At 66.5% G+C, this 23,328-nt stretch carries 19 protein-coding genes, 1 pseudogene and 1 riboswitch; of the genes and pseudogenes, 6 read left to right on the top strand and 14 right to left on the bottom strand.

What is annotated here, in order from left to right:
- The 7 genes and pseudogenes from H6A15_RS07535 to H6A15_RS07505 all read right to left on the bottom strand — a co-directional run.
- Nucleotides 1-1,160: pseudogene (locus H6A15_RS07535) on the bottom strand (hypothetical protein); the annotation flags it as partial.
- A gap of 122 nt (nucleotides 1,161-1,282) precedes the next feature.
- Complete coding sequence (locus H6A15_RS07530; protein ID WP_204673137.1) at nucleotides 1,283-2,683, bottom strand: CotH kinase family protein; 1,401 nt, start codon at nucleotides 2,681-2,683, stop codon at nucleotides 1,283-1,285.
- Between the two features lie 6 nt (nucleotides 2,684-2,689).
- A complete protein-coding gene (locus tag H6A15_RS07525; protein ID WP_204673136.1) occupies nucleotides 2,690-3,385 on the bottom strand; it encodes a DUF4956 domain-containing protein in 696 nt (231 codons plus the stop codon).
- An 88-nt stretch (nucleotides 3,386-3,473) separates the two neighbouring features.
- Nucleotides 3,474-4,223 (bottom strand): polyphosphate polymerase domain-containing protein, encoded by a 750-nt coding sequence (locus H6A15_RS07520; RefSeq protein WP_204673135.1) that lies wholly within the window; start codon nucleotides 4,221-4,223, stop codon nucleotides 3,474-3,476.
- An 8-nt stretch (nucleotides 4,224-4,231) separates the two neighbouring features.
- Entirely contained in the window at nucleotides 4,232-5,095 is an 864-nt protein-coding gene (locus H6A15_RS07515; RefSeq protein WP_204673134.1) for an anti-sigma-I factor RsgI family protein, read from the bottom strand.
- A gap of 177 nt (nucleotides 5,096-5,272) precedes the next feature.
- Complete coding sequence (locus tag H6A15_RS07510; protein ID WP_204673133.1) at nucleotides 5,273-6,259, bottom strand: hypothetical protein; 987 nt, start codon at nucleotides 6,257-6,259, stop codon at nucleotides 5,273-5,275.
- Nucleotides 6,260-6,413: 154 nt separating this feature from the next.
- Nucleotides 6,414-7,472, bottom strand: a complete 1,059-nt coding sequence (locus H6A15_RS07505; RefSeq protein ID WP_342635830.1) for a glycosyltransferase — start codon at nucleotides 7,470-7,472, stop codon at nucleotides 6,414-6,416.
- Nucleotides 7,473-7,662: 190 nt separating this feature from the next.
- On the opposite strand from H6A15_RS07505, the gene H6A15_RS07500 reads away from it, so the two are divergent.
- The 5 genes from H6A15_RS07500 (at nucleotide 7,663) to H6A15_RS07480 (ending at nucleotide 14,727) form a co-directional block, all read left to right on the top strand.
- Nucleotides 7,663-9,786 carry an NAD(+) synthase gene (locus H6A15_RS07500; RefSeq protein ID WP_204673131.1) on the top strand — a complete coding sequence of 708 codons (2,124 nt, stop codon included), beginning with the start codon at nucleotides 7,663-7,665 and terminating at the stop codon, nucleotides 9,784-9,786.
- Nucleotides 9,787-10,003: 217 nt separating this feature from the next.
- Nucleotides 10,004-11,167 (top strand): pyridoxal phosphate-dependent aminotransferase, encoded by a 1,164-nt coding sequence (locus H6A15_RS07495; protein ID WP_204673130.1) that lies wholly within the window; start codon nucleotides 10,004-10,006, stop codon nucleotides 11,165-11,167.
- 143 nt (nucleotides 11,168-11,310) lie between these two features.
- A complete protein-coding gene (locus H6A15_RS07490) occupies nucleotides 11,311-12,261 on the top strand; it encodes an L-lactate dehydrogenase (protein WP_204673129.1) in 951 nt (316 codons plus the stop codon).
- The gene (locus H6A15_RS07485) at nucleotides 12,261-13,562 is read left to right on the top strand and encodes a DUF2974 domain-containing protein (RefSeq protein ID WP_204673128.1); all 1,302 of its coding nucleotides are present in this window, start codon (nucleotides 12,261-12,263) and stop codon (nucleotides 13,560-13,562) included. The genes H6A15_RS07490 and H6A15_RS07485 overlap by 1 nt, the downstream gene beginning before the upstream one ends.
- A 160-nt stretch (nucleotides 13,563-13,722) precedes the next feature.
- A complete protein-coding gene (locus tag H6A15_RS07480; RefSeq protein WP_204673127.1) occupies nucleotides 13,723-14,727 on the top strand; it encodes a nucleoid-associated protein in 1,005 nt (334 codons plus the stop codon).
- A 57-nt stretch (nucleotides 14,728-14,784) separates the two neighbouring features.
- Here the strand turns inward: H6A15_RS07480 and dapD are convergent, their stop codons facing one another.
- The 4 genes from dapD to H6A15_RS07460 form a co-directional block, all read right to left on the bottom strand.
- The gene (dapD, locus tag H6A15_RS07475; RefSeq protein WP_239462448.1) at nucleotides 14,785-15,552 is read right to left on the bottom strand and encodes a 2,3,4,5-tetrahydropyridine-2,6-dicarboxylate N-acetyltransferase; all 768 of its coding nucleotides are present in this window, start codon (nucleotides 15,550-15,552) and stop codon (nucleotides 14,785-14,787) included.
- Between the two features lie 150 nt (nucleotides 15,553-15,702).
- Nucleotides 15,703-16,437, bottom strand: a complete 735-nt coding sequence (gene dapB, locus H6A15_RS07470) for a 4-hydroxy-tetrahydrodipicolinate reductase (RefSeq protein WP_204673126.1) — start codon at nucleotides 16,435-16,437, stop codon at nucleotides 15,703-15,705.
- The gene (gene dapA, locus H6A15_RS07465) at nucleotides 16,430-17,329 is read right to left on the bottom strand and encodes a 4-hydroxy-tetrahydrodipicolinate synthase (protein ID WP_204673125.1); all 900 of its coding nucleotides are present in this window, start codon (nucleotides 17,327-17,329) and stop codon (nucleotides 16,430-16,432) included. Before dapA ends, dapB begins: the two co-directional genes overlap by 8 nt.
- A complete protein-coding gene (locus tag H6A15_RS07460; RefSeq protein WP_204673124.1) occupies nucleotides 17,322-18,638 on the bottom strand; it encodes a diaminopimelate decarboxylase in 1,317 nt (438 codons plus the stop codon). Before H6A15_RS07460 ends, dapA begins: the two co-directional genes overlap by 8 nt.
- 11 nt (nucleotides 18,639-18,649) lie before the next feature.
- A riboswitch (Lysine riboswitch) is annotated at nucleotides 18,650-18,818 on the bottom strand.
- 194 nt (nucleotides 18,819-19,012) lie between these two features.
- Between H6A15_RS07460 and H6A15_RS07455 the strand changes: the two genes are divergently transcribed.
- On the top strand, nucleotides 19,013-20,266 hold the full coding sequence (locus tag H6A15_RS07455) for an amidohydrolase (protein ID WP_239462447.1): 1,254 nt from the start codon (nucleotides 19,013-19,015) through the stop codon (nucleotides 20,264-20,266).
- Nucleotides 20,267-20,558: 292 nt separating this feature from the next.
- Here the strand turns inward: H6A15_RS07455 and amrS are convergent, their stop codons facing one another.
- The 3 genes from amrS to H6A15_RS10735 all read right to left on the bottom strand — a co-directional run bounded on the left by amrS (nucleotide 20,559) and on the right by H6A15_RS10735 (nucleotide 23,221).
- A complete protein-coding gene (gene amrS, locus H6A15_RS07450) occupies nucleotides 20,559-21,464 on the bottom strand; it encodes an AmmeMemoRadiSam system radical SAM enzyme (RefSeq protein ID WP_204673123.1) in 906 nt (301 codons plus the stop codon).
- Nucleotides 21,461-22,930 (bottom strand): AmmeMemoRadiSam system protein A, encoded by a 1,470-nt coding sequence (gene amrA, locus H6A15_RS07445; protein ID WP_204673122.1) that lies wholly within the window; start codon nucleotides 22,928-22,930, stop codon nucleotides 21,461-21,463. Before amrA ends, amrS begins: the two co-directional genes overlap by 4 nt.
- A gap of 120 nt (nucleotides 22,931-23,050) precedes the next feature.
- Nucleotides 23,051-23,221, bottom strand: a complete 171-nt coding sequence (locus H6A15_RS10735) for a YccF domain-containing protein (protein ID WP_239462446.1) — start codon at nucleotides 23,219-23,221, stop codon at nucleotides 23,051-23,053.
- Nucleotides 23,222-23,328: the final 107 nt, after the last annotated feature.

Raw genomic sequence — 23,328 nt, 5'->3', positions numbered from 1 at the left:
AGATGTGTATAAGAGACAGGGGCAGGCTCCTCGGGCTGGAGCGACGTTGCGGGCTTCGCTGCCTTTGCTGCCGTATCGTTCGCCTCGGGCGCCGCAGCGTCGGGTGCGGTGCTGGCAGGCGTGGGGGCCGCGTTCTTGGGGGTCGCCTGGTGCGCGGGGGACGAAGGATCGGCGTTCGCGGGCGCGCGGGATGCATCGTGGGTGCGGATATCCTCAGCAGGCGCGCCCGACGCTGCCTGCTCGGAGCGGCGCGGCCCGGCATGGGGCGTGGAAGCCTCCGCCGCAGGCGCAGCCTCGGTGGCTGCAGGGGCCTCTTTCTTGGCACGGACGGCATCCGGCCTTGTTTCCTTGGGGGCATCGGCGTCTTCGTCGGGATCGAAGAGGATGGTGAACTTGATGCTGGGTTCTGGCGCGGGGACTGCCGGACCGTCCTGGTGAGAAGGCTCGGGCGCTGCCTCGGGTGCCGGCGTGTCGTCTGCATGCTCTGACGCCTCGTTTGCCTCGACGTATCCATTGCCATCCGGTCCCTGTTTGGGCGCGGCATCTGCCGGATCGGTGGCGGCGGGCATCTCCCTGTCGTCTTCGTCTGCGGTGCCTTCAGAGGTGGCCGCGGCGTCTGCGGGCACATCCGGGCCTTGGTCGCCTGCGGCGCCGGCATCGCCGGCGTCGACACCGAGCGTTTCGGAATCGTTTGCTTCGGACGGGGCGGCACCCTCGCCGGGAGTCGCCGCCTCGGGCGCGGGGGAGTCGGGGGCCGCCTCGACCGTCTCGACGACACGCTTCACGCGCTTGGGGCGGACGGGCTTGATGTCCTTTCCCGCCTTCTTGCGCTTCCAGGACTTCCCGCCCGCCTTCTGCTTGGCGGCGCCGCGCTCCGCGGCGGCGAGCGCCTCGTCCCATGCGGGCTGGGCGACGACGGTCGCGTAGATGCGGCCGCCCTTGAACACCGTGAGCGTGAGAAAGTCTCCGAGCTCTTCGAGAAGGGCTCGCGTATCGGGAAAGCCGAGGTCTTCTGCGCCGAGCTCTTCGGCGGCGAGCACCTCTTCTACCTGGGACATAAAGGTCTGCTTGCCGCATCCCAGGGCATCGCGCAGCAGGCGATAGAGGTATACCCGGTTGCCGGGCGTGAGGGTGGGTTTGTTGCTCGTGATACGGGACATTGATGCTTCTTCCTTCGATTGGTTGACAAGCATCTTACCATCCCGGTGTATAGCCGCTGTGTATGGCGGCGGCGTACGGACGGCGAGCCTCCCTTGAGCGTCTTGCCGCGCGGGCTCGGGCGCTAATCTAGGTCGGAGAGCTCTCCGAGGTCCTCGATTCGGATGGACGAGGCGTCCACCAGGGCATCAGGTGCGCTCAGCTGCCCTTCGTTGGTGCAAGGTATGTTCCCCTCGAGCTGTCCGCGCACGCTTTCGGCGCGAAGCAGGCAGAACGCTTCAAGCGTGTCCACGCCCTGCAGGAACTCTTCATAGGTGATGTATCTCGTTGCGTCGGTCTCCACATAGGGGGCAATCAGCTCCGCGGCATCCTGCAGGGTCTGTTGGAGCCTGCCGCGCTCGACGTATCCGGCGACCAGGTAGCCCAGGTTGTCGTGGTAGGCGGAGAGGCATGCCTCGTGCGCCATGAGCTTGGAAAAGAGCGGACGGCGGGCAAGCACCTCGGTTGCGGCGGGGGTGTCTATGGGAAGGTTTACGGCGGTCGTCGCGTCGTCGGGCAGCTCGGGGCGGCCGAGCGCGTAGGTGCCAAACGCGAGGTTGTAATCCCAAGGTGCCAGCGAGATGCGTCCATCCTCCTCATAGAGCAGGTAGTTGTGGCCCGTGCGCCCCAGGTAGCTGTCGAGGTTCACGACGAACGTCTGAACCGCAAAGTAGCGCAAGACCTCCTCGACATCCACCGCGGCCTCGATTGAGGCGCGGTCGCCTGCGTCGAGCAGCCTGAGCGCCTCGATGAGCCGCGCCTCGTCGGCAGGGGATGCCTCGAAGCGTGCCCGCTCGAAGATGCCCGGGTATGATGCGGGGTCGTCTCCGAGGTAGCGCAGGGCCACGTCCGCGTTCTCATCATCGAGGGAGCGGTAGTCCGGTTTGTACAGCAGGCCGTGGCCCTCGCCCCAGACGCGCTCGGCAAAGGCGTCCTCGGGCTCCTCGATGGCGAGGTAGAGGCCCCATGCCTCGCCGTTGACGCTCACCTGGACGAAGCTGGTCGCAGGGGTGGGAACACCCATGAAGCGCATCATGTCGAAGGCGAGGTAGGTCTTGAGATAGCTGTTGTCCTGAAAGGCGGCGTCGAGCGAGAGCTTGTCGAGGCCGTGGTACGTCTGCCCGTCCCGGTAGTGGTCGAACTCGATCTTCAGGCTGTAGCGGGTGAGCCCGCGCGCGCTCAGGTGGGAGAGGGAGTTGTTGCCCTTGGCACGCAGGCCGACGTCGGACAGCTCCTCGCCGTCGACCGCGACGGCGCAGCGCATATAGGTTTCGGCGGGGGCAGAGGCCAGAAACGCCTGCCAGTCGTCTATCCGAATGTCGATGCTGTGCACGCGGTCGGGCTCAAACAGAAGGTCGAGATAGGCGTCGTTCCGATCTGCCTCGATGAGTCCCAAAGATCCGGCCCAGGCGAAGGCCGAGGTGAGAAGCACGGCGACAAGGATGGCCGCGATGCACGCCGCGTCTATGGAGCGCTTGCCGAGCATGGTCGCCTATCCCAGATAGTCGCCGTTGTATGAGACGAGGTTGGCGTCGGTGACCCCCTCGATGGCGCATACGGCAGCCACGAAGGCGGTCTCGCCGTCCTTGAGCCGCACCTCGTAGGTCAGATCGAGCACGCCTTGGTCGGCGCCGGCGGCGCTGCGGCTCTTCGCCTTGAGGACGTGTGCCTTGGTATTTGATGCGACAAGCGAGGAGATGGCCTGCTCTGCCACGTCGACGGAGTCTCCTGAGCAGCGCACCACGAGCATGAACGGGCGGTCCATCGTCCGGGTGTTGGCAAAGACGAGCAGCACGATTCCGATAACGATGCAGCCGGTTACGGCGAGGAACAGCAGGCCCGCCGCGAGCACGATTCCCACCGCGATGCACCAGAACAAAAAGACGATGTCCATCGGCTCTTTCACGGGCGTCCGGAAGCGCACGATCGAAAGCGCGCCCACCATGCCGAGCGACAGCAGCACGTTGCTCGACACGGCCAAGATCACCAGCGTGGTGATGAGGGTGAGCGCGACGAGCGTGGCCTCGAAGCTTGTCGAATGCATGACGTTGGTGCTGGTCTTCTTATAGATCAGCACGATGAAGAGGCCGAGGGCGCAGGCGAGGGCGAGCGCGATGGCGGCGTCGAGCGGCGGGACGGCGTCGATGCGGTCGAGAAACGAGGACTTGAAGATGTCGTTGAACGTCATGTGGGTGCCTTACGTCGGGTGGTTGGGGCTTGGCGCCTCTGGGGAGGCGAATCGAGGGCGGGGCAGGGTCGTGCCCGCGCGTAGGCGGCTACTCAAAACGGCGGCCGAGCGCATATTTGGAATGAGCCGTCCTGACGGCGCTGGGCACGCGCACGGCATCGCGCACGACGTCGGGGAGGAAGTCGTCGAATTTCACCTCCAGGACAACCGTGTCGGGCGCATAGGGCGTGAGTAGTCGGGCGGGGTCGAAGAAGCTCGCGGGATGGGGGCTCGAGCGCAGACGGGAATCGATGGTGACGCGCACGTTTCCCGGTGCACATAGAAATGCCTCGCGTTCGTAGGCGACCACGACGCACGGTCGTAGGCCGTGGACGACCTTCGCCTGCCGGAATTCGGCGAGCACCGGATTCTCATCGCCGCCGGATACGCCGGGCGGTGCCGAGCGATCGGCGCCGGTGGCGGGGCCTTGCGCGGCAGGGGCATTCCTGCCGCAGAGCCTCAGCGCATCCGATGGGGTGATCCAGGCGGCGTGCTTCGAGCCGGCCCCGTCGCGCTTGACCTTCTTCTCCAGACGCACGGTGCGTCCCGGTTCGTGCTCCTCGATCTTTGCGGTCCCGTACGTGCGCAGGCGCCACTTCGCCCGCGCGGTGAACCCTTCGCTTTTCTCCCTCAGGGCATCATCGAAGGGCGTGTCGAAATAGAGGCTGCGCACAACATAGCGGCCGTCGGGCCCGGCATGCCCGTCCCGAGGGAAGAGCATGCCGAGACGTTGTGAGAGCACGAAGGCGTCGTGTGGCGAGATCTCGTATTTGAGCTCATGTCGCTGCTTGGCGCTCATCGGGGACATCAGTCGTCATAGCCCGAGTTGCCACCATCATATCCCGAGTTGCCGCTGTCGTATCCCGAGTTGCTATAGCCGCTGTTGCCGCCATAGTTCGTGTTGCCGTAATTGGAGTTGCCTCCCGACGGCGCAGGGGCGGGGGCAGCAGAGCCGCCAGTGGACGAGGCTCCCGATGCGCCGCCTGCAGTGCCGCCGGTTCCCGCCGCGGCGCCGCCGGTCGGGGCTGCAGGCTGCGCCGCCGGAGCAGGCTCCTGGTAGTCGGTGACCCCGTCGTTCAGCGGGCCGTAATCGGAGTCGTTATAGTCGGTGACGCCGTCGTTGTCGGGACCATAGTCCGAGTCGCTGTAGTTGGTCCAGCCATAGTTGCTCGAGCCCGTGACCTGCATGGTCGCGGTCTTGTTCTGCCCGATGACATACGCCTGGGAGTCGCTCACGATGTTTTTGAGGAAGTCGTTTGCCGGCAGGGAAGAGCCGTTCTCCACTTCAAGGTCGATGGTGTTGCCCTCGCCCTCGACGTCTTCCACGAAATAGCCTGCCTCATTGATGCGCGCGATCAAGGTGGAGACCGCGGCACGGCATTCCTGGCCCTCGAGCGACGAGAGGTCGATGCCCATGTTCTTGGCGTCTGTGTTTTGCGCCTCGGCGCCCACGACGACGCCGTTCGCGTCATAGTGGATGGCGAATTCCGGGTTCACGCGAAGGATAAGGGTGCCGCCGCCTTCGGGATAGGGAAGGTCTGGTTCGGTCGCTGTGGCGACAGGGTCGTTCGCCGGCGTCTGCGTGCCTCCCCAGACGGTAAAGAGGACTCCGCCGCCAACGACTACAGCGAGCAGCGTGGCGAGCACGATCGTAAGTTGCTTGTTCGTCATGTTGTTCACCCCTCGGTCGACTAGGCGTTTTCGCAGGGATATCCCCAACGAAAGGCTCCCTTGCTCAGGAAGTCGGTCGTCCTACCAAGGGGCAGCCGCCTCTCTTATATCACGGCCGAGGGGTCAATCAACGGAGGGGCTATGTAAGCGATTTGTAAGGCATCTTGAATCCGCAGCTTATTGGCCATTTGAGGCGCCGGCTGCGCCGCTCGTATCGGTGCCTGTCCCCGACCCCTGCCCGGTGGGGGAATCGGTGCCGGAGCCAGACCCCGTGCTTCCCGAGCCCGAGCCGGTGCCCGCGCCCGTGTTCGATCCGGCAGCTCCTTCTGTGTCGCCGGCGTCGGTGGAGCCACCGGTGGTTCCGCCTCCGTTGCTCGAGGTGCCAGACCCTGTTCCGCTTTCGGTGTCGGTGGCGCCCCCTCCGTTCGAGGCGGTTCCGCCCGTGGCGGCGTCGCCGCTCGCGTCGCCGGCATCCTCCGCATCGTCAGCGCCGGCGGCGGGCCCGTCGGGGACGCTGGCGAGCGCGTTCGCCTGCGTCTGAGACGAGGCGCTGTCGTCTGTTTGTTGAGACGAGGTCGAGCGGGGGATGAGGGGCTCCGTCTTGGTGCCGATGCCCTCGCCGGCGGTTCCGATGAGGATGGCTGCCGTGCAGGCGATGACCATCACGGCGGCGATGACCACCGAGAAGATGATCACTTTGCGCTGCGTGGCGTTGCGCTCTGCCGCCGCGCGCGCCTGAAGCTTCGCGGGCGCCACGCGGGCGACCCGCGCCCGCTCCTGCGAATAGGTGGCCTGCGCGGCCGTCGCCGCGTCGGACGAGCCCGGGCGTCCCGGCCGGGGCAGGTCGCCCAGTCCGCTTTTGACCTTTCGTGCTCCCGCCGAAAGGAAGTTGCGGTACAGCTGAGACGCGATGACCGTCACGACGGAGCTCACCGCGGCGCCGATGACCGATCCCGCGATGCCGATCTCTGAGGCAAGCACCATCGAGGTCGCCGCCGCGGCGGCGCCGGCGATGAGCTGTGCGACCGAAATGCCCTCAAGGAGCTTGGGTTTTGGTGCGATGGCCTGCGTGTCGCCGATGGATGCGCTCGTACGGGCGTGGCGCTCGAGCTTCTTGCGGTCCACGACACGGGTCCGCTGCTGGTCGGTATATCGAGATGCCATGCAAGGTCCTCCCTGTTCATGGCGAAGTTGTAAGGAAGAGCCGGCGGACGCGGGCCCGCCGGCAGGCGTTTTGGATGGTATGCCTGTGATACCCGCTCGTGTAGCAGGTTTGGCGCCCTGAAGCAAGACAACACAAAAGCGCCGCCTTGTCGTGTCAGCGCTCCGCCTCTCCCATCGGCGGCATGGGCTTCCAGGTCCGATCGCGATAGATCTTGCGGGCGTCCTTCATGCCGCGGACGAGCGCCGGGATGCCGGTCTTGACCGAGTCGCGGTTGACCATGATGAGACGGATGACCTCCTTGGCAAAGGTCGCGGCGGTGCCCACGCCAAACAGGAAGCGGTTGTAGTCGCCGTGCAGGCGGAAGTACTGCATCATGAATCCGCGGTTGCGCATGATGTGGTAGCGGTTCATGTCCGAGGTGCCGTTGAGCTGGCGGAGCCCCGCGATGTCCCAGTTGGGAATGTCGCGGCTGCGCTGCAGGATGACGTCGGCGACCACCACGGGATCGGTGACCTTCGAGGCAAGGTAGCCATAGACCGTGTCGTCCCAGTAGATGAAGAAGCGGGGGTCGGGCAGGCCGACGCGCTCTACGACGGAGCGGGCGAACAGGCCGCCCTCGAAGCACAGCGTGTTCATCACGCGGCAGCCGCTTTCATCGAAGGCCGCCGGCGCGATGGGGTTGGGGATGCCGAGCGGCACGATGAAGTCGTACTGCCAGTAAAAGGCGCCTCCGTCGTAGTCGAGGCGCGAGCCCTGCACCACTTCGTGCTCGTGCGTCCACGGCTCAAGCTTGTCGATGGCTTCGGGCAGGACGAGCACGTCGTCATCCATGACCCAGAACCACTGCGCGCCGAGTTCCCAGGCGCGCTTAACGCCGGCGGAGAATCCGCCGGCCCCGCCGAGGTTGTCGGTTTGCGGGGCATAGACCACGCGCGCGTCGCCGCCTTCGGCGTCGGGCGTCGAGTCCTTTCCCCACAGCTCGTCGGTCCGACGCCCAAGGTCGGCGACCATGTCGCGCGTCTCATCGGAATGCTCGTTATCGACGATGATGATGCGCCATGGCGCCTGGGTGAGCTTGCAGAAGGAGTCGAAGAGCTTCGCCAGCAGGTTCTGGCGCTTATAGGTGACCACCACGAGGGCGAGCCGGTCGATGCCGTGCCCCTGGGTCGTGGAGGGGGTATGCGTGGTGCCGGGGCGTGCGGTGTCGCTCACGAGCCTGCCACCTTTCATGTTGTATGTATTCGGGCGCGCTGCCCGTATCCGTCGTGCCTCCATTATACGGCGCGCCCGACCGCCAGAACATCCCATGCGATGGAGTGTGGGTGGAGAGACGTCACGGTACAATGTGCCTATGAGAGATTCGCGGGCGTGGTGAGGCCGCCCGCTCGGTGAAGGAGGACGTATGGACGAGCTGTTCACAAGGGCTGCGGGGGGCGTCGGGGCAGGCGCGGGCGACGGCTTCTTCCGCGTCGCGGCGGCAACTCCCAAGATTCGCGTGGCAGACGTTGAGGGCAACGCCCGCTCGATTGTCGGGTGCGTGCGCGAGGCCGCGGGCCGCGGTGTGGGCGCGCTCGTGCTCCCCGAACTCTGTCTTACGGGTTATACCTGCGCGGACCTCTTTTTGGACCGCACGCTCCTGCGTTCCTGCGAGGCGGCGCTTGCCGTCATCCTGCGTGAGACCGCCGACCTTCCGATCCTCTATACCGTCGGCCTGCCGGTCGCATCCGACGAGGCGATCTATAACTGCGCCGCCGTCTGCTGCAGGGGCCGTCTGCTCGGTCTCGCCGCCAAGATGCACCTGCCCAATTATGGAGAGTTCTATGAGCGCCGGTGGTTCACCCCGGCGCAGCTGAACAGCGTGCACCTGTCGTATGCGGGACAAGAGGTGTTGATGGGAGGCAAGGGCACGTTCCGCTGCGTCGACCCTGGCATGGAGGATGTCGTGATCGGCGTCGAGATCTGCGAAGACCTCTGGGTGCCCGAGCCGCCGTCGATCGATATGGCTCTGCGCCAGGGGGCGACGATCATCTTGAACCCCTCGGCTTCCGACGAGATCATCGGCAAGGCCGAGTACCGTCGCCAGCTTGTGAGCCAGCAGTCGGCGCGCCTCTATTGTGCCTATGCCTATGCCGACGCGGGCGAGGGCGAGTCGACGACCGACCTCGTGTTCGCGGGCGAGAACCTCATTGCCGAAAACGGCGCCATCCTTGCCAAGACGCCGCTCTTCAGCTGCGAGATGGCCGTGGCGGACGTGGACCTCGACCGTCTCGTGGCCGAGCGTCGACGCTCCACCACCTGGGCGCCGTCTCCCTTTACTATGGGAGGGGGCGCTGAGGGGCGGTTCTCGTTCAGGGGACGTGCGCGCGGCTGCGCCGGTCCGCTCAACCCGATGGGGGAGGGCGGGGAGCCGGAGATGTCGGGCGAGGACGTCGAGACCCTCGCCACCGGCGCCGGCCGCGATTCCGACACGCCTGCTGGCAGCGAGGCGCCGCAGCTGGTGCGTTCCGCCCTCGATGCCGACCGCGTCTTCCCCCGCATGCCCTTCGTGCCGGCCGACCATGGCGACCTTGCGGCGCGCTGCGAGGAGATCTTCGGCCTGCAGGCAGCCGGCCTCAAGACGCGCCTCGCCCACACGTGCACCAAGCATGCGGTCATCGGCCTGTCGGGCGGACTCGACTCTACGCTCGCGCTGCTCGTGACCGTGCGCGCCTTCGACGCGCTCGGCCTGCCGCGTCAGGGCATCCTCGCCGCCTCCATGCCGGGCTTCGGCACCACGGTGCGAACCAAGAGCAACGCGCAGAGCCTTGCGGAGAGCCTCGGCGTCTCTTTCCGCGAGATCTCCATCCATAAGGCGGTCGAGCAGCATTTTGCCGACATCGACCACGACCCTGCGGTAACGGACGTGACCTACGAGAACAGCCAGGCGCGCGAGCGCACGCAGATCCTCATGGACCTCGCCAACCAGGCGGGCGGCATGGTCATCGGCACGGGCGACCTCTCGGAGCTCGCGTTGGGCTGGGCCACCTATAACGGCGACCACATGAGCATGTATGCGGTAAACGCGAGCGTGCCGAAGACGCTCGTGCGCCATCTGGTGCGCTATGCCGCCGGTCTCTATGGCGGCCAGATCGAGGCCACCCTGCTCGACATCCTCGATACGCCGGTGTCTCCCGAGCTGCTGCCGCCTACAGGCGACGGCGAGATCGCCCAGAAGACCGAAGACCTCGTGGGTCCCTATGAGCTGCACGACTTCTTCGTGTACCACCTGCTTCGCTTTGGCTTCACGCCGGGCAAGATCTTCCGCATGGCCTGCCGCTCGTTTGAAGGCGTGTACGACCGGGCGACCATCCTTGCATGGCTGCGCGTGTTCTACCGGCGCTTCTTCGCCCAGCAGTTCAAGCGCAGCTGCCTGCCCGACGGCCCAAAGGTTGGTTCGGTCACCCTGTCGCCCCGCGGCGACTGGCGCATGCCGAGCGACGCGAGCGCCCGCCTGTGGCTTGCCGAAATCGACGCACTCGAGGCGTAGGTCGGGGCGCGTGCGGCGGAGGCATTCCAGCCCCTTGCGGATGTCATCGCCCGTACCCGGCAAGATGCCCTGCGTTTCGAAAGCGCATGCTCGCATATGGGGGAGAGCGCCCGAGAGGCGAGAGTCTGGGTTTTAGATTCTCGCCATGGGGCCGACGGCCTACAATGGGTGTCCTAGCCAGTAATTCTGCCTAACGCGTTGCGGAAAGGATCTACCCATGCAGTTTTCCAAGCGGCTCGACCGGTTCGGTGCCGAGGTCTTCAGCTCGCTCAATCAGAAGCGCCTGCAGCTCGAGGCGGAGGGCCGCACCATCTACAACCTTTCGGTGGGCACCCCCGACTTCCATCCATACGACCATGTCGTCCAGGCGCTGCGCGACGCCGCGGCGGATCCTGCGCAGTGGAAGTACAGCCTGGGCGACCTTCCCGAGCTCAAGCAAGCGGTCTGCGACTACTATGCCCGCCGCTTTGGGGTCGAGGGCATCACGCCCGACATGGTGGCAAGCTGCAACGGGACGCAGGAGGGCGTGGGACATCTGGGCCTGGCGCTGCTCGACGCGGGCGATACCGTGCTCGTTCCCGACCCGTGCTACCCCGTATTCGAGGCGGGCGTGAAGATTGCCGACGGCGAGCTGGCATACTATCCGCTCGAGGCGGAGCATGACTTCCTGCCCTACGTCGCCGGCATCGATCCCGAGGTCGCCGACCGCGCCAAGTACATGATCGTCTCGCTGCCGGCAAACCCCGTGGGCAGCGTGGGCACGCCCGAGCTCTACGAGGAGGTCATCGCCTTCGCGCGCGAGCACGACCTCATCATCGTCCACGACAATGCGTACTCCGACATCGTCTACGACGGTCCGCGCGGCGGCAGCTTCCTCGGCTATCCCGGCGCGCTCGAGGTGGGCGTCGAGTTCTTCTCGCTCTCCAAATCCTTCAACGTCACCGGCGCGCGCATCGGATTTCTCGTCGGCCGCGCCGACATCGTCGCCGCCTTCGCGAAGCTGCGCAGCCAGATCGACTTCGGCATGTTCTTCCCCATCCAGAAGGCGGCGATCGCCGCGCTCACCGGCCCGCTCGACGAGGTCGAGCATCAGCGCCATCTCTACGAGGAGCGTCGTGACGCGCTTTGCCGCGGGCTCGAGGCGATCGGGTGGGAGCGTCCCAACGCGCACGGCACCATGTTCGTCTGGGCAAAGCTTCCCGGCGGCAGGACGGATTCCATGGCGTTTTGCGAGGAGCTCATGGAGCGCGCGGGCGTCGTGGTGACGCCCGGCGCGAGCTTCGGCCCCTCGGGCGAGGGATATGTCCGCATGGCGCTGGTGCTGCCGCCCGAGGGGCTGCGCGCCGCCGTGGCCGCCATCGAGGCTGCCGGCATCCGCTAGCCGGCTCGACACGACGCGGCGCCCAAGCAGTCCCGGCCGCGCCGCTCCGGGAGCCGCCTGCCGTATAGGGCGACGGTAAATGGGGGATAATCGGTAGCAGATTACAGCGCGTCGTTCCGGCGCGGTCCGAAGGAGTGGTGGAAATGGTCAATGACAGGAAAGTCGCTATCGTAGGCTGCGGTTTCGTGGGGTCGTCTTCTGCGTTCGCCCTCATGCAGAGCGGGCTGTTTTCAGAGATGGTCCTCATCGATGTCGACCGCGCCCGCGCAGAGGGCGAGGCCCTCGACATCGCGCACGGCGTCCCGTTTGCCAACCCGTGCAAGATCTACGCGGGCGACTACGCCGACGCCGCCGACGCGGCGATCATCGTGGTGACCGCGGGCGCCGCCCAAAAGCCCGGCGAGACGCGTCTCGACTTGGTCAACAAGAACGTCGGCATCTTCAAGAGCATCATCCCGCAGATCCGCGAGAGCGGCTTCGACGGCATCCTGCTCGTCGTGTCGAATCCGGTGGACGTCCTCACCTATGCCGCCATCAAGATGTCCGGCCTGCCCGAGGGCAAGGTCATCGGGTCGGGCACCGTGCTCGACACGGCGCGCCTGAAGTACATGCTCGGCGAGCATTTGGAGGTCGACCCGCGCGACGTGCACGCCTATATCATGGGCGAGCACGGCGACTCGGAGTTTGCCGCCTGGTCGAGCGCCATGGTCGCGGGCGTGCCGCTCAACACCTTCTGCGAGATGCACGGGCATCACGACCACAAGGCCACCGAGGCCCGCATCGCAGAAGAGGTCAAGAACAGCGCCTACGAGATCATCGCCAAAAAGCATGCCACCTACTACGGCATCGCCATGTCGGTACGCCGCATCTGCACGGCGATCATGCACGACGAGGACACGGTGCTGCCGGTCTCGAGCCTCATGGTGGGCGAGTACGGCCTGAACGACATCGCGATCTCCATGCCCACGATCGTCGGGCGCGGCGGCGTGGTGTGCCGCGTCCCCGTCTCGCTTTCCGATGACGAGATGGCTGAGCTCAAAGAATCCGCGTCGGCTTTGAAGGCAATCATCGACCAGGTAGATTTTGAGGCGTGATGAACGGTCAAAACCCCGAGACGAACCAGCCCGAAGTAGAGCTTTCCGCCGCTCCGCGCGCCGACGAGTCCGCCCCCTCGGTGGAGCTCGCCGGCGCCCGAGAGGTCGCCTCGAGCCTGTCCGCCGCGGCGCTGGCGCATCTGCCGTCGCTTCCGCGCAAGGCGGGCACCATGCTCACCTATGTCCAGACCCAGCTCGACACCTTCGAGGAGCGTCCGCTTTGCGCGGTGGACAGCCTCGTCTTCTCGTGGCTCTCGTACTTCCGCCTGCATGAGGACCTGGGCCGGGCCTGCACGCTCGAGGGCGTTGCCCTGCATGAGCTGCTGCGCGCGGAAGATTTCGAAGACATGTTTGGCACGAGCTGGGATCCCGAGGGAAGCCGCGAGATCCTGTTCGCCGTCTGCGCGAGCCCGCGCTTTCGCGACACGCGCCTCACCGACCTCGTGTTCAAGACCGACCTCGCCCAAGAGGAGCAGTTTGCGGCGATGACGTTCGCGCTCCCGGCGGGCGGGGCGTACGTGGCGTTTCGCGGCACCGATTCCACCATCGTGGGATGGAAAGAGGACCTCAACATGGCCTACCTCTGTCCCGTCCCGTCGCAGAAGGAGGCGTGCGCCTACCTTGAGGAGGCGATGTGCCGCCATGAGGGGCCGGTGTACGTCGGCGGGCACTCGAAGGGAGGCAACCTCGCCGTATATGCCGCCGCCTGCTGCTCAAGGGAGGCACAGGACCGCATCCGCCAGGTGTTCTCGCACGACGGCCCGGGCTTTAGCGATGAGTTTCGCGCGCGCGAGGGCTTTGGGCTCATGCAGGAGCGCGTGATCAAGACGGTTCCGAAGTCCTCGGTCATCGGCCTCATCATGGATGATGGCTCGCATGCGCAGGTGGTGGAAAGCGGTGGGTTCTCCATCTTCCAGCACAACCCCTTCCTCTGGGCGGTCGATGGATGCGACTTCGTGCCGGCAGACGGGCTCACGGCGAGCTCGCGCTACCTTGCGGCCACCATCGCCGGTTGGATGGCGCGCTTCACCCCCGAGGAGCGCAGCCGGTTTATCGATACGCTGTTCGACGTCATCGGCGTGACCGGCGCCACGCGCTTTGCGGATATCCGAGAGGATTGGAAGACTGCCCTGCCGGCCATGCGCGCCGCCGCCGAGGCGCTCGGCCCCGACGAGCGGGCGTTTGTGCAAGACGTGCTCAAGGCGCTTGCGCGAACGGCGACCATCGACAAGGTCTCCGACGCGGCCGGATCGCTCCTGGCGACCTTGAAGCCGGGGGAGGGCGCTTCCACGGAGGCCTAGGCAGATGCCGATCGATGAGCCGACGGCGGTCCGATGCCGCCCGCGGGCACCTTTCGCCCGCCCCGGCCCCCTTGTCGCCGGCAGGCGGGTCCTGCGGCCGTCGCGGGGCGCGTGCTATACTTGCCTGCGCTCAACAGACGACGGGAAGGGCCCGCCCCCTATGAATATCAACCATGCCATTCTGCACATCTTGGACTTCGACTCCGGGGTGAACGTGTTCTCGCAGCGCGAGCTCGAGCTCGACACGCGCGCCGTTCGCTCGTTTGTGACCAAGCACCTGGCGAAGGCGCGCGGCGCGGGGGACAACCGCCGCGGCGCGTTTGCAGACGAGAGCGCCTTTGCAACCGAGCTCAAGCGCTATTTTTTCGGAGAGCGGGACTTCCTCGACCTCTCGCTCGACGTCGCGGAGTTCCTCGCCGGGGAGCTTTCCCGTGCCGACAAGCTCGAGTCCACAGACGTCCTCGTGGCCGATTTCGACGACGATGACGATGCGCGCTGGTTTGCGGTGCTGCTGCTTCAGAGCCGCATGGCGTTCATGCATGAGGTGGAAAACGGGCAGGAGGGCGCGACGTGCGGCATCGCCCGCCACTATGCCATCCTGCCGAGTCCGTCCCAAAAGGTCACCTCGTTCGCGCTCGTGCGCGCCAGCACCCTCGAGGTCCTCTATCAGGACAAGGAGCGCTCCATTGCGGGCGAGGGCCGCATGCTCATCCCCCAGGGGCTGCTCCAGTGCTCCGAGGGCGTCTCGAGCAAAGAGGTCATCGACACCGTCACGCGCATCGTCGAGGAGGCGGCCGAGGAGCACGGCGCCGTCTCCCCGGTGGCGCTTGCTGCGGCGAAGGCTGCGATCGTGGAGCGCGTCGAGGAAGATGAGGACCTGCCGCCCTGGGACATCGTGGACGAGGCGTTTGAGGACGAGCCGGTGCTGCGGGACACCATCAAGCGTGCCCTCGAGGAGGAGCATGTCCCCGAGCATGTGACCGTCGAGCGCACGCAGGTCCGCAAGGCGGCGGTGAAGAATCAAAAGATTCGCACCGACACGGGCATCGAGATAACGTTTCCCGCCGAGATGGCCCGCAATCCCGAGTACATCGAGTTCGTGAACGAGCCGAACGGACTCATCTCCATCGAGCTCAAAAACATCGGCGCCATCGAGAACCGATAGGGGCTGCCTTTGGCTTGCCGGGCGCATCGGCCGCGCCCGGCGCCCCTTGCGCGATGCCTAGAGCTGGCGAAGCGACTCGATGAGGCCGGTCTTGCTGTCGGTGCGCTCGTCGCGGTATTTGATGACGCGTGCGGGGACGCCGGCGACCACGGCGTGCTCGGGCACGTCTTCCACCACGACGGCCCCGGCGGCGATGACGGCCTGGGGACCGATGTAGACGCCTTCGAGCACCACGGCGTTCGCGCCGATCATGACGTCGTCAGAGATCTCGACGGGCTTGGCGCTTGCAGGCTCGATGACGCCGGCGAGCACGGTGCCTGCACCGATGTGGCAGCGCTTGCCCACCGTGGCGCGCCCGCCCAGCACGGCACCCATATCGATCATGGTGCCCTCGCCGATCTTGGCGCCGATGTTTACGATGGCGCCCATCATGATGACGGCGCCCTCGCCGATCTCGACGTGCTCGCGGATGATGGCGCCGGGCTCGATGCGCGCGTTGACATCCTTGATATCGAGCATCGGCACGGCGGAGTTGCGGCAGTCGTTTTCGACCTCGTAGTGCTTGATGTGCTTCTTGTTGCGCCTGAGCACCGGCTTGAGGTCAGCCCAGTCTCCGTAGACCACGCGGCACCTGCGTCCGCCGTAGACGCGGACCGGGCTCGTCGCGCCCGACCCGTCTCCCGCGGCCCAGTCGATGGATGCCCCGCGCTTCTCGTGCACCACAAGTTTGACGGGGGTCTTCTTGGGCGCCGTCGAGATATAGTCGATGATCTGCTGGGCGCTCATGTTCGTGACGTTTTCGGTCTGTGTGGTGGCGTTGGTCATCAGAACCCTTTCTGGTCAAATCGGTGTGCTGGGGCCGGTCGTCGGGACGAGGTCTTGGCGCGCGTTGCCAGGCGAGGGGCCCGACCCGCTTCGGTCGACGGGGCGAAGCGCTCCCGTCACCCATAGGCCTCTATACCCTGCCGAGGCATATTACCCAAACATGACTTCGTCAAAGGTGTAGAAGCCCTGTTCGAGGAGGGCGAGCCTTCGTGCCGCCGCGAGGGCGCCGCGGGCAAAGATCTCGCGGCTCTCGGCACGGTGGGTGAGCGACACCTCCTCGCTCGGACCAAAGAACGAGACGGTGTGAGTCCCGGCGACGGTGCCGCCGCGCAGGGCATGAACGCCGATCTCGTGCGGGCTGCGTGCGCCGCATATGCCCGCGCGGCCATATACCGGCCGCGCCTCTGGGTCGCCCTTGCCGTCGATGACGGCATCGAGGAGCATGGCTGCCGTTCCGCTGGGGGCATCGGCCTTTTGGTTGTGGTGGCATTCCACGATCTCGACGTCAAACCCCGGAAGCTCGATGGCCGCCTGCCGAACGAGATGTCTCAGCGCGGCCACGCCGATGGAATAGTTGCCCGACCAGAGGACGCGGGCGCGGCTGCCCAGCTCCCGCAGGGACTCCATCTGCGCGTCCGTGTAGCCGGTGGTGCCCGAGACCAGCGCGGCGCCGGTCCGCGTCACGTAGCTTCGCACGGCGTCGAGCGTCGCCGGGTTTGAGAAGTCGATCACCACGTCGGCGGCGGGCAGCGCCTCCAGCTCTTCGACCGCATGTCCAACCTGTCCCACCACGGCAAACGCGCCCTGGTCGTCGCAAGGGCCCTCTGCAAGCGTGCGCACGGCGGTCCCCATGCGCCCGGCGCCCACGATCGTCAGGCTAAGCAATGAGACCAGCCCCCTTCATGGCTTCCACGAGCCGCGCCCTGGCGGCGTCTGACATGGGGCACAGCGGCATGCGGTAGTTTGCCTCGATGAGTCCCATCTGGGCGAGCGCCTCCTTCACGGGGATGGGGTTCACCTCGCAGAAGAGGGCGCGGATGAGCGGAATCGCCGCCACCTGGATCTGCGTGGCGCGCTCGAGGTCGCCCTCCAGATAGCTGCGGCACATCTCGTGCACAAGGGCCGGCTGCACGTCCGCCCACACCGAGATGACGCCGCTCGCGCCCAGGCTCATGAGCGGCAGCACCATGTCGTCGTTGCCCGAGAACATCTTGAAATCGGGGCCCAGGAACCCCGCGACGTCCGCGGCGTAGGAGACGTTGCCGCTCGCCTCCTTGATGCCCATGATGTTGGGATGCGCGGCAAGGCGCCCCACGTTGGCAACCGAGATCGAGCATCCCGTGCGACCGGGTATGTTGTACAGGATGCAGGGGATCTCCACCGCGTCAGCGACCGTGGCGAAGTGGCGGTAGATGCCCTCCTCGTTCGCCTTGTTGTAATACGGCGTGATGATGAGCAGGCCGTCGGCGCCCAAGCGCTGGTAGGAGAGGCTTTTCCTGAGCATGGTCTCGGTGCAGTTCGACCCCGAGCCGGCGATCACGGGGACGCGTCCGGCGACGCGCTCGACCACATAGGCGCACACCGCGTCGTCCTCTTCGTCGGTCATGGTGGAGCTCTCGCCGGTGGTGCCCAAGGTGAGGATGCCGTCGGTGCCCGAGGAGATCTGGAAGTCGATGAGGCGTCCCAGCGCCTCGAAGTCCACCGTGCCGTCCGCGGCAAACGGCGTGACCAAGGCCACGATCGATCCGGTTATGGTGCGAATGTCGGAACTAGGCATGGCGGCCGTCCTCTCTGTTGCAGCGTGCGATGACCTGGCGCCCCAGGGGCGTCGCGTCCAAGGTGGCGAAGTAGTCGGCAGGGGTCTCGGCGCGGCGAATGAGCTCGGTCGAGCCGTCCTCGCGCAGCAGCACCTCCGCCGCCCTCAGCCTGCCGTTGTAGTTGTATCCCATGGCGCGTCCATGGGCCCCCGTGTCGTGGATGACGAGGAGGTCGCCGACCTCCACCTCGGGGAGCTCGCGGTCGCGGGCAAACTTGTCGTTGTTCTCGCAGAGGTTGCCCGTGACGTCGTAGACGTGGGTGGCGGGCAGCTCGGACTTGTCCGGGCCGCCCGCCTGGCCCATCACGGTGATGTGGTGGTAGGCGCCGTACATCGCCGGGCGGATGAGGTCGCACGCAGTGGCGTCGACGCCGACGTAGTCCTTATAGATATGCTTCTCGTGAACGACGCGGGTCACGAGGCACCCGTATGGTCCGGCCATGAAGCGTCCCATCTCGGCGCACACGGCGACATCGCCCATGCCGGCGGGCACGAGCACCTCCTCGTACGCCTTGCGCACGCCCTCGCCGATGGCGCGTATATCGCAGGCACGCTCGTCGGGCCGATAGGGAATGCCCACCCCGCCCGAGAGGTTCACGAAGGTGACGTGCGCGCCGGTCTCGCGCTCGAGCCGCACCGCCAGCTCGAAGAGCAGGCGGGCGAGCACGGGGTAGTAGTCGTCGGTCACGGTGTTGCTCGCAAGGAGCGCGTGCAGGCCAAATTCGCGCGCGCCCTTGTCGCGGAGCATGCGGAAGGCGTCGAAGAGCTGGCCCTCGGTCATGCCGAACTTCGAGTCGCCGGGGTTGTCCATGATGCCGTTGGCCAGCTGGAACGTGCCGCCGGGATTGAAGCGGCAGCTCACGACGGGCGGGATGGGCCCCGCGACCTCCTCGAAGAACTCGATGTGCGAGATGTCGTCAAAGTTGATGACGGCGCCCAGCTTGCGGGCGAGGCGGAAGTCTTCTGCCGGCGTGTCGTTCGACGAGAACATGATGTCGCGCCCGCGAAAGCCGAGGGCGTCGGCGAGCATGAGCTCGGTCGCCGACGAGCAGTCGCAGCCGCATCCGTACTCGCCCAAGAGCGAGATGAGCGTCGGGTTGGGGTTGGCCTTCACTGCGAAGTATTCCTTGAAGCCCGGATTCCACGAGAAGGCATCCATCACGGCCTGTGCGTTGGCGCGCATGCCCGCCTCGTCGTAGAGATGAAAGGGAGTGGGGTAGCGTTCGGCGATGCGAACAAGCTGGTCTTTCGACACAAAGGGCCGCTTCATGGGCAATCTCCTTGGCTGATAGCGCTCCTGCAGGTTCTTGCAGACAGTCCCGCGGGTGTTTCCCACGGACCCACCCGGCCCCCGCGCCCGGGCGACCGAGTTCGGCGGAGTCGCCTCGCCGCGGGGTCTGCACCTGCCGGCTCGCCCGCGGGTCTTCTTCCCCGCGCCTCTATCAAGTCGCTTTACCGTAGCACAGCGTCGGCGTGCCGCGCGGGGGCGCCCGTTTGAGAAACGTAGCTGAAACGTTGGGGCGCCCGCCCGCGGGCACGTCCCGCTGCTTGGCCGGCGCAGGTATACTGGCGGGAGTTTTTTGGCGAGGGCCTTGGCAGGCGGGCGTTTTGCCGCAGGCCTGCTTCGGGCCTTGGGAGGACGGGATGATGGTGGGCGAGAAGGAGCTGCACGGACATACGCATGCGGTTGGGGACGACGCGCCCGCCGTACTGCCTGGCGACGTCGCGGCGGCGCGACCCGTCGCCCCAGGGCTCCGCCGAGGCGCCGCCGGCGACCTCGAGGAGCTCGTGCGCATCCGCCGCGACCTCCATCGCATCCCCGAGCTCGACGACGAGCTTCCCCAGACCACCGCCTACGTGCGCGGCGTGCTTGAAGGGTTCGGCTGCGAGGTCTTCGAGCCCTGCCGCAGCACCGTGTGCGCCTACTTTGACCTGGGGCGGTCGGAGACCGTGGCGATCCGCTCCGACATGGACGCGCTGCCCATCCAGGAGGCGACGGGGCTGCCGTTTGCGAGCTGCCACGAAGGCCGCATGCACGCCTGCGGCCACGACGGGCACATGGCCATGGCGCTCGGCGCCGCCCGCTGGGTCGACCGCGTGCTCGCGGGTAAGGTCCAGGGGGTCTCTGCGGACATGCTGCCACGCAACGTGCTCGTGGTGTTCCAGCCTGCCGAAGAGACCACGGGAGGCGCGAAGCGGGTGTGCGACAGCGGCGTGTTCCAGCGGCTGGGGGCGACGCGCATCTTTGGATTCCATCTCTGGCCCGATCTGCCCGAAGGCGTCCTGGCGTCGCGTCCGGGCCCGCTGCTCGCGCGCTCGAGCGAGACCACGGCCGTGTTCCACGGGCGCTCGGCGCACATCGCGCGGTGGCGCGAAGGGCACGATGCGGTCGGGGCGGCGGCGAGGTTCGTGGTGGGCGCGAAGTGGCTTTCGCGCCGCCTTGAGCAAGACGAGCCCTGCACGCTGCGATTCGGACATGTCGTGGGCGGCACGGTGCGCAACGCCGTGGCAGGCGAGGCGACGGTCGAGGGAAGCCTGCGCGTCTTTTCCGACGCGATGTTCGACCGTGCGCGCAAGGAGGTCGGCGCGCTGGCGCAGACCGCCGCCGACGAAGAGGGATGCACCTTCGACCTCACCTTTTCGGAGGGCTATCCTCCCGTGATCAATGACGCCGGGCTGTTCGCGCGGGTGCGCTCGGCGTTGCCGGGCTTGGCCGAGCTTCCAGAGCCTCTACTCATCGCCGAGGACTTCGCGTTTTACCAGCAGGCCATCCCCGGGGTGTTTCTGCTGCTGGGCACGGGGACGGGCATTCCGCTGCATGCCGACACGTTCACGTTCGACGAGCGCGTGCTCGTGCGCGGGCTCGAGGCGTATCGGCTCCTGCTCCTCATGGCATGACGTTGCCAAGGCCCGTCCCGCCTGCCTACGTCATGCCCGACGAGCGCCTTTTTCTCCCGCTGTCGGACTCTGGAGAACAATCGATGCGCTTTTCCGACATTTTGAGCACCTTGTCCAAGTAGACAGAAAAGCGGCAACGGTTCTACCTGCGCTTCTCTTGACTCGATATGGCGGTCTACTCGCCAGAACGCCCCAAAATGTCGGAAAAGCGCATCGATTTTATTCTGGCCCCTCGCGACGGTGCCTTTTGAGGCATTTCGCGACCCAGGATGGCTCAGGCTGCCGGCCGTTCTCAGCAGTTGCCCGTGCGGACATGCCGCAGATGGCGGCGCGCCACGTCGGCAAGCGCGTAGACGGTCGCGACCGGCGTGGGGGCGCGGTCTGCCATGTGCCAGCGCGGGAAGAAGCGGGTGACATGGTAGGTGAGCTCCTCGGCACCCGTGCTGTCGCCTTCCGGCGTGTGGTAGGGGAGCCCGGCGAGCCAGCGCGCCGCGGCGTCGACCTCTTCTTCGGCGTCGTTCATGCCGGGAACGACGAGGGTGGTGACCTCAAGGTGGCATGAGGGCGTCGCTGCCAAGAGCCCGATGGTCGCCTTAATGCGATCGAGCGCGCCCGGGCACCCGCAAGCCTCATAGAAGCTCGGCGAGAAACCTTTGAGGTCGATATTCGCGGCGTCGATGAGCGGGGCAAGCGGACGCACGGTCTCAGGCTCTGCCAGGCCGTTTGAGACCAGCACGTTCACAAGGCCGGCGTCGTGGGCAAGCTGCGAGCAGTCGCGCACATATTCCCATCCCACGAGCGGCTCGTTATAGGTATAGGCGATGCCCGCCACGCGCGGGTCTTGGTCGCGCAGGGAGCAGGCGGCGCCGACGAGTTCCTCGGGCGATACCTCGCGCCAGGGCACCCCATCTGCGCCAACCTGGGCGATCTCATGGTTTTGGCAGAAGGGGCAGGCCAGGTTGCAGCCGTACGATCCCACCGATAGCACGAGCGTGCCCGGCATGAAGCGCGCGAGCGGCTTTTTCTCAACGGGGTCGAGCGCGAGCGAGGTCACGCGGCCATAGTTTTCCGGCACGACGGCGCCGTCAAGGTTGCGCCGCGCGCGACACCGCCCAAGGTGTCCGGGAAGCAGCTGGCAGTGATGGGGGCAGACCGGGCACGTTGCCACGGCGCCGCGGGCGCCGGCACCTTCGCTCATAGGTGCCTCGTGACCGTGAAGCGCTCAAAGCCCACGCCGTCCTCAGCAGGGTCGATGCCGCCCTTGCGCGCGGCGATGCGCACCTGCTCCTCCACGGTGTCCACGCCGTCGAGGTCGGGCAGGAGCAGCCCGCGCCTGCCTCCGGGCGCGCTCACGATGACGCCGAACCTGCGCGGGTCGAGCTCCTCCACAGACGCCACCGCCTCGGGCGTCGAGAGCACGTCGACGTCGTAGACAAGCTCGTCGAGCTCGGCGGGCTCCACCGGGGAGAAGCGCGGGTCGCGGCACCCCGCGGAGATGGCGTTCGCGCAGATTTCTTCGGCAAGCGTGTCGCGCACAGGAAGGATGGTTCCGATGCAGCCGCGCAGCTGGCCGTCTTTCTTGAGGGACACGAAGGCTCCCGACCGCGTCGAGGTGAGCTCCTCCGGAAGCGATTCGGCAAGCTCGCTCGGCAGGTCGCAGGCGGCCCTCACGCGGCGGCCGTCGCGCACGTAGGACTCGAGCGAGAATCGCGCGAGCCTCACCCAGGGATCTTCGGCCTCGCGGCGGCGCTTAAGGTCTTGGGCGTGCCAGGCGTCGTACTGCTCGCCGAACGCGCGCGTCTCGTCGGAGCCGGCGGGTCCTGCGGGCGTGAAGGCCGCGATGCCGTAGCCGACGCCAAAGGGACCCTCATGGGCCAGGAGCTCGGCGGCCACGGGCGTGCGGTCGAGCGCCCCCGCCATGATCTGGAACGAGCGCAGCCCGCATTCCGCCGCGCGCTCGCACAGGCCGGGGTCGGCGCTCAGAAGCGAGAGAAAGTCTCCGTCGCGGAAGGCATCGCATACCAGGTCGTCAAACACGGGGCCGTCGGGCGAGAAGCCATAGGGGCCGTCATCTTTGAGCTTGTGGGAAAGGTCTCCCGAGGCGATGTAGATCACGCGTCTGCCAAGCTCTTCGGCAACCTGCTGGACGATGCGTCCCAGACGATAGTGCTCGGCGGGGGAAAGGCCCGATATGCCCATGCGGACGACGGGGCAGGGCACGGTGGGGAGGCCGCCCTTTCGCTCGATGGGCACCCCTAAGTCGCGATATCCCTGAAGCACGAAATGAAGCGGGACGAGCACGCCCCAGTCAAGCGAGGGGTCGCGCTCTCCCTGGGTGCCTGCCGCAAGGCCCGTTGCTCGGGCGCGGCGGCAGATCTCCTGCACGAATTCCTCGTCGTAGGCCACGCGCGCGCCGTCGTGCGCGGCTCCGAACCGCGCGAAGGTGCCCGTCGCCCCGGCTCCGCCTGCTATGTGCAGATAGTCCAGGTACATTTCGGTATGGGGACTTGAGATGACGATGGTATCTGGCGCAAGCGCCGCAACGCGATGCCCCACCTCGCGGTAGGCATCGATCGTGCGGGCGATTTCGCGCTCGCGGCCGTGGCCGACGGCGGGAACGATAAGCGGCGGATGCGGCACGGCAAAGGTCGCGACAATGGACATGGCTGCCTCCCAACGCGCAATGTTGTAGCAAGTATTCCCACTTTTTAGGGGGCTTGCACGCTGAATTGCCCCAGGGAGAACGCCGGCGAGCCCTCAAAAGGAGGCTCGAGGCCCCTTAGCTCACGGTGGCGCCGAAGGGCCAGAGCGCAAGCTTTGCCATCTTGAAGAGTTGTGAAGCCCAAACGGGATGCCCACGACGGTGATGCAGCAGATAAGCCCCATAACGAGAAAGCCGAGGGCGGTCGAGATGCCGCCGGTGCAGATCCAGACGATGTTGAACAAAACACTCATGCAACCCATGGGCTCCCTTTCTCGTCGAGCGCGGCACGTGCTCGCTGTCCGCGCTTGCCCTCAGTCTTTCACAGATGGGCGAGAGGTGCGGCGGGCATCGCATCGCA

The sequence above is a fragment of the Enorma phocaeensis genome, assembly GCF_016901575.1.
Classification (GTDB): domain Bacteria; phylum Actinomycetota; class Coriobacteriia; order Coriobacteriales; family Coriobacteriaceae; genus Limicola; species Limicola phocaeensis_A.
Note: the sequence above shows the minus strand (reverse complement) of the source record. Positions and strands in the feature narration are given on the sequence as shown.